We start from the raw sequence: 7,736 nt of genomic DNA, 5'->3' as shown, positions 1-7,736 counted from the left end.
TCATAGGTCGTTCTCGACTCTTCTTCGAGCAATACGGACTCTCTTGGAACATCCGTTTCTTCCATTAAGTAATTCAAAATCGCCTGCGCTTCCGAAATCTTCTCATCGGCTCCTTTTCCACCACTTGCGATCAGTTTGATAGTTGGATTTTTTGATTTTTTAAAAGCCTCGACCGCCTTATCAATCCGACGTTTTAAAAGAGGTGTTACCCGTTCTCCGTCTAATAATCCAGCTCCATGAATAATGATGAAATCATACTGTGTTCTCTTTGGAATAAACACATACAAAATCGAGTAAAATAGGAATCCAAAAAAGGCAAATCCAAAAATGACATAGGTGTAGACAAAAAAGATTAAGACAATATTCACCCAGTGATTTTCATAAAAATACTGATTATTGAGCGCACGAATTATCATCACACCAAAGAATAGTAAAATCAAAAAGCCCATCCCAAGCGATAAGAAATTCGACTTAGATTTTCCCTCACGCTTTAGAAGAACGATTCCGTTATAAATAAAGAAAAAGCCGCTTAGGAAAATTAAAAAGGGCACGCCTAAAAATCCGACCATTAACACGAGAAGATGTCCTGCTTCGCTTCCAGATTGATAAACCGCTTGAACTACTGATAAATATCCAAAAAACACCGCAATAATAAGGAGGGCGGGGTTCCATAAACTGCGATTATCCCGCCACATTGAAAAAATCAGAGCTGCTACTACAACTCCTGTAATCAGATACATTCCCACTTTCATTCCTCCAATTCTACTCTTGTATTATAACAAACTCCCAAGAGAAACGATAATCTGAAAAGAAATGAAGTGGAATACTAAGCGCCTTAGAAATTTTGAGGTTTCAACTGAATATCCACCTCATATCCATTTTTGTAAGCTAGTTCAATTAACGTCGATAGACTAGGCGTTCCTTCCCCACGCTCCAACCTAGCCAGTGCTGTCCGTTTAAACCCTACTTTCTTTGCATATTCCTCTCTGGATAAATTACTTTCCATTCTAAGACGAATGATACGGAGTACAGCCCTATGTCTCGCCAATTCTTTCGCTACATCCTCTTTAAAGTTCGGATAGCGCGATGCAATAATCGAGAATGTCTCTTCTCTTAAAGAACTCACTGCCATTCACCCCTTCCATAATATCTTCTACTTCGAAAACCAAATACATAATTCCTTTTTCTTTGTCATACTCTCCCCATTTTTCGATCATCTCCGGAGTCACACCTTCTTCTTCAATCAGTTGTAAAATTGCTGCCGCCTTTACCATTCTCCCATACGGCATCTCCAGTAACTCTTCAAAGTTCTGCTTTGTAAATTCACGTTTATACCTCATAAATACACCTCCGTTTTCCTTGAGTGTAACATTTTTGTTACGTAACAAAAATGTTACATCTTGCTTTTTTTGGATACTTTATTGCTAAAAAAACTCCAAAAGAACGAATCTTTTAGAGGAAAAATTTTTTACTATTCATTTTCTAAGTGTTCTCTGAGAATCACTATCAAAGAAATCTTACAATTTTTATCAATTGATTTTCTCTTTCATTAGTGACTAGCTTTTGGTTTCAATAAGAAGAAGTTTAACACGATGAGAACCGCCATCCACGTGATTGGAACAAGCATGCTTTGGAAGTTCAACGTGAATCCTTTATCTAAGAAGAAATCGATGAAGTTCCCCATGAATGTGTAATGAGCCACTTTTGAAATAGACTCACTAAATTGAGAAAACATCGGTAAAAATGCAACGGCCATCATCGGAATGACTCCATTCACTTGCGCTTTCGCTTGCGTATCGGTCACTGCCCCCACTAATAAATTCACCAAGATAACACAAACAGCAACACTAGTCATCACTACTCCATATTCCACTAGATGGTTTGAAAGGTCCGCATTTAAAATGAGCGGGAAGCTGACAATCGTAATGCAACCAAGGATAATTGGATAGAATAAGATGGATATTAGGTACTCTGCTGAGTGAATTCCACTAAGGAATAAAGTTTTCAAATTCTTTTTCTCTTTTTCTTCCGCCAACATAATCGTAATCATAGTTCCCATAGATAAACTAAACGCGAGCGGTAACATGATAAACAAGATTTGAAGCGATTTGCTTGGGTCATGGTCTGGATTTAAAAACCGATCATAGAGGACAAGTAAAGCGTATGGGAAAATAATTTGGAACAACATTGCTCCATTACTTACAATCATTTGTGTACGTAGCCAAATCAAGGCGCTAATTCTTCTAATCATTTAATTTCTCTCCTGTCAATTGAATAAAGATTTCTTCAAGGGTTGGTTCCATTGAGTGCATCATTTCTACTGTCGTTAAGTCTTCCTCTTTTAACGCTTCAAAAGATACTACTTTTTCAGTATGGTCTTTAAACGTTACTTTCACTCGTTTTTCTTTATTGTATTTTTGAATAATATCTCGTGGTGTTCCAATTTCTACTAAGTCCCCTTGGTTTAGCAAGGAAATCCGGTCACACATCTCCGTTGCTTCTACCATGTCATGGGTGGTGAGGAAAATCGTTGTTCCACTTTCCTTAAGCTCATTTAATAATCGGTGGATTTTTTGAGAGGTCATTGGATCTAAACCACTCGTTGGTTCATCTAAAAAGAGTAATTCTGGTTTGTTGAGGAGCGCTCTTGCTAGAAACATTCTTTGGCGCATCCCTGTAGAAAGTTTTTCTGCAATTACCTTTTTACTATCCAGGAGTCCTACTTGTTCTAATACTTCATCGACTCGACGATTCGGAAGTCCATAAATTTTTGCGTAAACGATTAGGTTTTTCTCGAGGGAAAGTTTTTCATAATATCCACTGGAATCACCGACTAAACCGATATGCGCTAAATCTTCTGGCGCTAAATTCTTAGTCTCTTTTCCAAGGAGTTCTGTCGTTCCCTCATCGGCTTTCAATTGTCCTGTTAGAATATTGATGAGAGTTGTTTTCCCAGCTCCACTTGGTCCTAAGAACCCAAAAATTTCTCCTTTATCAACATTGAATTCAATTTGGTTTAATGCTGTCTTGTTTCCAAAACGTTTGCTAATTTGATGTACTTTAATCATGGTCTGCCTCCGTACTTGTTCTTGATGATTTAAGTTTATCAAAAACCAAGGTCACTCTGTAGGCCCTCCAGTCACGAAGTACCATGACTAAAGTCACGATAAAAAATGTCACCAGAATTGGACAATTTCTATCAAAGAAATAGGAAAATATCCGTTTCTTTCAGATATTTTCGGAACCCTTTTCATTATTGTTATAAAAGCAATTTGCACTCTTTACTTTCCAACAGATTACGACTATAATGCAGGTAGAGAAAGGGGGTAACGATTATGAACGTACCTACACTAGAATCACAACGTATCACTCTTAGGCCCTTTCACGAAACTGACATGGAGATTATCAAGTCTTTGCTAAACGATCCTTTAGCAACGTCTAACCTTCCATGGGTATCTGCACCGTCTCACTTAAATGCAGAGAACTTTTATACACGACTAATCGCGAATTCTCCGTACTTTTTTATCATCGAAATGAAGAATTACGACCTTCCAATTGGCTTTATGAAAGTCTCCACAGAACAAAACAATCTAATGGATTTCGCATTATTGCAAGAATACTGGCAACGTGATGTTTTGATTGAAGCATTTCAATTAATTCAGCCGTACCTCGTTCAACAAGGAATACCGAGCCTTTCAATACAAATTGCAAGTGACCATGAAGACTCTTGTAATTTCGCCAAACGTACTGGATTTTTATATGAATACTCCTATTCCATTGAAGATGGAAGCACGGTCCGTCTTTATCAGAAGATTCTCAATCCCCAAAAAGCTAGATTTAGTCCAGATATGTGGAAAGAATATTCCGAACACTTTATCGAAGCCATTTAGATGCAAAACACCGACTGGAATCCCAGTCGGTGTTTTTTCTTGTTTAGAACGAATTTATCCTTTATTGGAACTTTTTTGAAGCCTTCAAAGCATTTCCACAAAATAAAAAGTACAGACTAAATAGTGATTACGAAGTATCCTAGGGGATTTATAGTAGCAGTAACGTGACTATGCATTAAAACGAATAAGAGGGCGTAGGATTTTTAATCCATACGCCCTCTTTGAGGCTTTAAAGGTGAGAGACTCGAAGAGGCTCGAACTGGTGCAACGTTACCGCTACTATGAAAATCCCCGTAGGGATACGCAGTAATCATCTAATAAAGTCATGCACTATTTTGTTTGAAATGCTTCGAAGTCGAATGCTTCGCCTTTGATTTTGTCCGGTAAGATGAGCGCGATTAAAATACCAATCAGCGCTGGTCCCATCCATCCCAGTGATAAACTTTGCAATGGAAGAATTTCCAAGGCTTTTACTAAACCTTCCAATTTCAATGCAGCAGCAACACTGGAAACCATTGAAATAATCGTTGTCAACGCAACCGTTAGCTGCATTCCTTTCTTCGAGAATGCCACTTTTTTGTTCGCTAATACGAAAAACGCAATCACAACTGTAATTGGATATAAAATCATCAATACTGGAAGTGAGAAGGCAATAATTGTTTGAAGTCCAAGCGTTGCTACGCCAAATCCGATGAACGTAAACACGGTCGCATACACTTTATAAGAGAAGCATGGGAATGTTTCTTCGAAGAACTCCCCTACTGATACGATCAATCCTACTGTTGTTGTCAAACAAGTAATCACGACCATTACCGCTAAGAAAGCCTGTCCGAATGTCCCGAACAACTCACGTGAAGCCATGGTTAATACGTAAGACCCTACGTTTAGTGTTGAATCTTGAGCTAAGGCGCTTGCTACATTGAAATGATTCCCAAGGGACGCAAGGCCGATATACAACACGCTAAATCCAATGGCTGTTACGAACCCCACGCTCATAATGGTTTTCATGTACTCTTTTTTAGAGGTGAAATGGAACTCTTTTAGCGTATTTACGGCAACGACTGAGAAGGCTACAGCTGCTAAGGCATCTAAAGTATTATAACCTTCCACAAAACCATTTCCAAAAGCGGTCGATACAGATAGATTTGTTTGACCAGTTAATTCTGGTGACGTTTGTCCATATTTAAACGCTCCAACGACCACTAAGATTAAAATTAATCCTGCAAAAATCGGTGTTAAGATTTTACCGATGCTGGATAAGAGTGATGAACGGTTATACGCCAAGAAAAAGGCTACCGCAAAGTAAATCGCTGCGTAAATCAAAAGCCCTGAATTAGAATCCGGTAAGAACGGCGCTCCCCCGATGTTGTATGATACCGTTGCTGTACGCGGAATTGCAAAGAAAGGTCCAATGGATAAATATAATACTACTAAAAATGCCAATGAGAAGATTGGATGAATCTTTTCGTCCAATTCTTTTCTGAATCCACCATTAATCACTGTTCCAATTAATAACGTTCCAATCGCAAGCCCTACCCCAGAAACGATAAATCCGATGACTGCTGGCCAAAATTGCTCAGCAGATTGATAACCTAAGCTTGGCGGAAAAATTAAATTACCTGCTCCAAAGAAAAATCCAAAAAGAAGCAGCCCTGTTAATACACCTTTTTTCATTTGTCCTCCTTCTAAAAAAAGACCCTTCAAATGCCTTTCTTCGCATCCGAAGGGTCCCCTTTTTGTTTTTATTCTATTAGGCTACAGTTGAGCCATTTGGCATTCCTTCTGGTGCAAACACCACTTGAAGAACGCCATCTTTTTCAGCTGAAAGAATCATTCCTTGACTGATTTGTCCACGCATTTTACGTGGTTTTAAGTTCGCAACAATGACAACTTTCTTACCAACAAAAATACTTGGATCTGGGTACCATTCCGCAATCCCCGAAAGGATTTGACGGTGACCACCAGCATCTCCAGCGTCTAAGCGGAATTGAAGCAATTTGTCTGCCCCCTCTACGGGTCCGCATTCAATAACTTCTGCGACTTTTAATTCAATCTTGTCGAAGTCGTCGTATTTAATACTTTCTTTTTCGCTTGAAAGTTCCACTTCTTCTGGGTTCCAGTCTGTGTTTTCTTCTTCGACTGGCGCTCCACCCATTTTAGATTGGATGTAAGCCACTTCTTCTTCCACATCTAAACGTGGGAAGATTGGTTGACCTTTTTCAACCACCTTAGTTCCTTCAGGAATCACGCCATATGTGTGTAATGAAGGGTAATCCATTAACGCGCTGTCCGTAATTCCTAATTGAGTTAGGATTTGACCAGGGGTTTGCGTTAAGAATGGTTGTAAGGCAACGGCAATGATTCGTAAGCTTTCTGCTAAGTAATTCATTGTACGTGCTAATTCTTCTTGGCGTGCTTCATCTTTCACAGCTGCCCAAGGAGTTGTTTCATCGATATATTTATTCGTACGAGAAACGAATTTCCAGATTGCAGCAAGCGCTACTGAGAATTGCATGTTTTCCATCGCTTCTTCGACTTCCACAATCATCGCTTTAGAAGCATCAACTAATTCTTGGTCAAAGCTTGAAACCGGTGCTGTGTGTGCAGGAATGGTTCCATCGAAATACTTATTAATCATCGCAACGGTACGGTTTAATAAGTTTCCTAAGTCATTGGCTAAGTCATAGTTAATACGCTCTACGAAAGATTCTGGAGTGAAAATTCCGTCAGAACCGAATGGTACTTCCCGTAATAAGTAGTAACGTAATGCATCTAAGCCGTAACGTTCGATTAAGGTGTTCGGGTCGACTACATTTCCTTTTGATTTAGACATTTTACCGTCTTTCATCAATAACCAGCCGTGTGCGAAGATTTTCTTCGGTAAAGGTAAATCTAAGGCCATTAACATAATTGGCCAATAAATCGTGTGGAAACGAACGATTTCTTTTCCGATAAAATGCACATCTGCAGGCCAGTAACGGTTGAATAATGTTTCATCATCACTACCATATCCTAGTGCTGTAATGTAGTTTGATAATGCATCAATCCATACATAAACGACGTGTTTTGGATCGTTCGGTACTGGAATCCCCCAGTCAAATGACGTACGGGAAACCGCTAAGTCTTCCAAACCTGGCTTGATGAAGTTATTAATCATCTCGTTTTTACGTGATTCAGGTTGAATAAAATCTGGATGTTCTTCGTAGTATTGCAATAAGCGGTCAGCGTATTTGCTCATTCTGAAGAAGTAAGATTCTTCTTTGACAAGCTCAACTTCGTGTCCACTTGGCGCAACCCCACCAATCATATTTCCTTCAGCATCGCGGTATACTTCGACTAATTGTGTTTCTGTGAAGTATTCTTCGTCGGATACAGAATACCAACCTTCGTATTCACCAAGGTAGATGTCTCCATTATCGACGAGCTTTTGGAAAATCTTTTGAACAGCTTTCGTATGGCGTGGTTGAGTCGTACGAATAAAATCATCGTACGAGATATCTAACTCTTTCCACAAATCTTGAATGCCGAAAATGATTTTATCGACGAATTCAATTTCTGAAACGCCTGCTTCTTTCGCTTTTTCTTGGATTTTTTGTCCGTGTTCATCTGTTCCTGTTAAAAAGTAAGTGTCAAAACCTTGCAATTTTTTGTAGCGGACCATCGCGTCACTCGCTACAGTTGTATAGGCATGACCAATATGTAAATTCCCACTCGGATAGTAAATCGGAGTCGTTAAATAGAATGTTTTTTTGTCTTCAGCCATGTTGGGAAGAGCCTCCTTGAAATTCTTTAAACATAGGGTTAGTATACCATACCTATCAAAAAAATACGAGAAGTGAAAACAAA

The 7,736-nt window shown here is 39.0% G+C and carries 8 protein-coding genes; 1 reads left to right on the top strand and 7 read right to left on the bottom strand.

From position 1 onward, the window contains the following. The 5 genes from ACO5V7_RS08565 to ACO5V7_RS08545 all read right to left on the bottom strand — a co-directional run. Nucleotides 1–740: YdcF family protein (locus ACO5V7_RS08565; protein WP_485485845.1), on the bottom strand; the 740-nt coding region annotated here is incomplete at its 3' end. A 95-nt stretch (nucleotides 741–835) separates the two neighbouring features. Beyond that, on the bottom strand, nucleotides 836–1,132 hold the full coding sequence (locus ACO5V7_RS08560) for a helix-turn-helix transcriptional regulator (protein ID WP_298647034.1): 297 nt from the start codon (nucleotides 1,130–1,132) through the stop codon (nucleotides 836–838). Then, a complete protein-coding gene (locus ACO5V7_RS08555; protein WP_204703440.1) occupies nucleotides 1,068–1,340 on the bottom strand; it encodes a hypothetical protein in 273 nt (90 codons plus the stop codon). Before ACO5V7_RS08555 ends, ACO5V7_RS08560 begins: the two co-directional genes overlap by 65 nt. A gap of 209 nt (nucleotides 1,341–1,549) precedes the next feature. Further along, nucleotides 1,550–2,251, bottom strand: coding sequence for an ABC transporter permease (locus ACO5V7_RS08550; protein ID WP_485485843.1), 702 nt, complete (start codon nucleotides 2,249–2,251; stop codon nucleotides 1,550–1,552). Next, nucleotides 2,244–3,068: an ABC transporter ATP-binding protein gene (locus ACO5V7_RS08545; protein WP_485485842.1), complete on the bottom strand. Its 825-nt coding sequence runs from the start codon at nucleotides 3,066–3,068 to the stop codon at nucleotides 2,244–2,246. Before ACO5V7_RS08545 ends, ACO5V7_RS08550 begins: the two co-directional genes overlap by 8 nt. A gap of 267 nt (nucleotides 3,069–3,335) precedes the next feature. Between ACO5V7_RS08545 and ACO5V7_RS08540 the strand changes: the two genes are divergently transcribed. Next, a complete protein-coding gene (locus ACO5V7_RS08540) occupies nucleotides 3,336–3,890 on the top strand; it encodes a GNAT family N-acetyltransferase (protein ID WP_298729115.1) in 555 nt (184 codons plus the stop codon). Nucleotides 3,891–4,220: 330 nt separating this feature from the next. On the opposite strand, the gene brnQ is transcribed toward ACO5V7_RS08540, so the two are convergent. Together brnQ and metG are read right to left on the bottom strand one after the other, a co-directional pair. After that, entirely contained in the window at nucleotides 4,221–5,564 is a 1,344-nt protein-coding gene (gene brnQ, locus ACO5V7_RS08535) for a branched-chain amino acid transport system II carrier protein (RefSeq protein ID WP_485485841.1), read from the bottom strand. Between the two features lie 76 nt (nucleotides 5,565–5,640). After that, entirely contained in the window at nucleotides 5,641–7,698 is a 2,058-nt protein-coding gene (gene metG / locus ACO5V7_RS08530) for a methionine--tRNA ligase (RefSeq protein WP_485485844.1), read from the bottom strand. Nucleotides 7,699–7,736 lie beyond the last annotated feature (38 nt).

This window comes from Granulicatella sp., from assembly GCF_057274575.1.
The sequence above is the reverse complement of the archived record's forward strand: the minus strand, read 5'-3'. Positions and strand labels throughout refer to the sequence as shown.